Source organism: Hymenobacter agri (assembly GCF_054778495.1).
Genome location: NZ_BAAGZM010000660.1, coordinates 1 through 2,220 on the forward strand (window position 1 = coordinate 1; position 2,220 = coordinate 2,220).

At 64.0% G+C, this 2,220-nt stretch carries 2 protein-coding genes; one reads left to right on the plus strand and one right to left on the minus strand.

The window, feature by feature from the left end; translation table 11 throughout:
* Positions 1–178: 178 nt before the first annotated feature.
* Entirely contained in the window at positions 179–1,258 is a 1,080-nt protein-coding gene (locus tag ACYVDE_RS20755) for a DUF5074 domain-containing protein (protein WP_460503442.1), read from the plus strand.
* A 78-nt stretch (positions 1,259–1,336) separates the two neighbouring features.
* On the opposite strand, the gene ACYVDE_RS20760 is transcribed toward ACYVDE_RS20755, so the two are convergent.
* A partial coding sequence (locus ACYVDE_RS20760; RefSeq protein WP_460503443.1) for a hypothetical protein occupies positions 1,337–2,220 on the minus strand: 884 nt, incomplete at its 5' end.

A 2,220-nucleotide genomic window follows, 5' to 3' on the forward strand; every position in this document is an offset into this window, starting at 1 on the left:
TACCCGGCTGCTGCTGCTGGCCCAGGCCCACAACCTGCTGGGCCAGGCCTACGAGAGCTACCCCGGCCGCCCGGCCCCACCGCGCAGCCTGAGCGGCAGCCTACGCCTCGACTTCTGATTTTCATTTCAACCTTCATTTGCCGGCTGCGGCTGGCGCTGTTTTTACCTCTTTTCTCTTATGAAAAATCTGACCCTGCTGGGCCTGGCCGCCGTGGCGCTGCTGGCATCCTGCGACCCGAAAAAAGAAATTATTACCGAGCCCACGCCGGCTACCACGGCTGTGTACGTGCTGAGCGAAGGCCAGTTTGGGGCCAAGGACGGCGCGGTGAGCGTGTTCGACCGCACGGCCAAAACCCTGACCGTAGATGCCTTCGGCAATGCCAACAACGGCGCCCGCCTCGGCGATGTGGTGCAGAGCATGGGCGTGCAGGGCAACAAAGGCTACGTGGTGCTGAACGGCTCGCAGAAGATTGAGGTGGTGACGCTGCCCGACTTCAAAACCGCCGGCACCATCACCGGCCTCGACCAGCCCCGCTACTTCACGTCCACGTCGGCCACGCGCGGCTACGTCACGGAGTGGCGCGGAGTGTACAACTCCACGCCGGCCTACTCGCCGGGCGTGCTCACTATTCTCGACCTGAGCACCAACACCGTGGCCAGCCGCGTGACGGTGGGCCGCAACCCCGAGCAACTGCTGGCGCTGGGCGGCAAAATTTACGTGCCCAACAGCTACGAAAACACCATTTCGGTGATTGACGAAGCCACCGGCACGCTCAGCACCACCATCACGGTGGCCGACGGCCCCAGTAGCCTCGTGGCCGATAAAGACGGTAACATCTGGGCCCTGTGCACGGGCTTCGTAACGTATCTGCCGGTGCCGCCCTACACGGCTACGCGCGTCTCGAACGGCACGCTCGTGCGCTTCAACCCGGCCAGCCCGGCTACCCAGCTCAAGCTCACGTTCCCCGGCACCAGCAGCCCCGGCCAGCTGCGCATCAGCCCGGCCAAAGACCAGCTCTACTATCAGTTCGGTGGGGCCGAGTACCAGCTCAGCACCGCGGCCACGGCCCTGCCCACTGCGCCTTTCCTGCGCCGCCGGTTCTCGGGCTTTGCCATCGACCCGCGCGACAACACCGTGTACGGCGCCATCGCGCCCAGCTACAACAGCAACGGCCGCTTCATCCGCTACCAGCCCAACGGCACCGCCATCGACTCCTTCACCGTGAAGGTGGGGCCCAACGGTTTCGTATTTAATTAACCTGCCTTCCTTTCTGCAAAATGAAAAAGGACTCTACCGTGCGGCAGAGTCCTTTTTCATTTTACCTAAGCGCTTTGGCTATTTCACGTTGCCAAAGCGAAAAGCCACATCGAGGTAAGGGAAGGCGTCGGCGTTGGTGCCGGAGTTGTTGTAGCCGTAGTACGTGTCGCTGTAGCGGGAGGCTGAATAAGCCAGGCCCAGGCCTCCGCTGATGCGTGGCCACGTGATGCGAATGCCGGCGATGCCCGCCACGCCGGTCGACGAGGAGCTGTTGCGACTGTTGCTGCTGCTGCTCGAATGCACGACGTAGGTTTCGTCGACTAGCGAAACGCGGCGGCCTACGCGGGTAGCGCCGCCCACCATGAACACGGGCGTGCTGCCGAACCCCTGGCCGCCACTAAAGCCGAAGCCCAGGCCGCCGGTAAAGTGGTGGTCGGCGTTGCCCACGGTGGTTTGGGCGTAGGTGACGCCCACAGTTTCGCCGCCCACGAACAGCAGCAGCGCCCCGGCGCCCACGCGCAAGCTGTTGCTGACCGGAAAGCTGACTTTGGGCGTGAAGCCAAACAGGTTGTTGGTACCGATGCCGGGGATGAACGTGGCGATGACACCCATCGAAAAGTTGTCGGTGACGCCGTAGTTGGCTGTGAGCAGGAACACATCTGCGTCCTGCACCGAGCCTTCTCCCTTGCGCAGGTTGCGGGCCGTGGGGCCAAAAAACAGGCGCTCGCCGTTGCCCACGTAGTCGTAGCCGGCGCGGGCCTGCTCGGCGTTCAGCAGTACCAGCTCTTTCAGGTTGGTGCGCAGAATGTGCACCCGGCCCAGGTCGGGCGTGTCGAAGTCGAGGGCATCGGGGCCGGCGCTTTGCAGCACGCCCACAAAACGGTTGCCCGAGCGCACCTCCACGCTGTAGCTACTGCCCGGTGTTTCGGCCGTGGTGCCGGCGGGCGCGGCCGTTGGCGCCG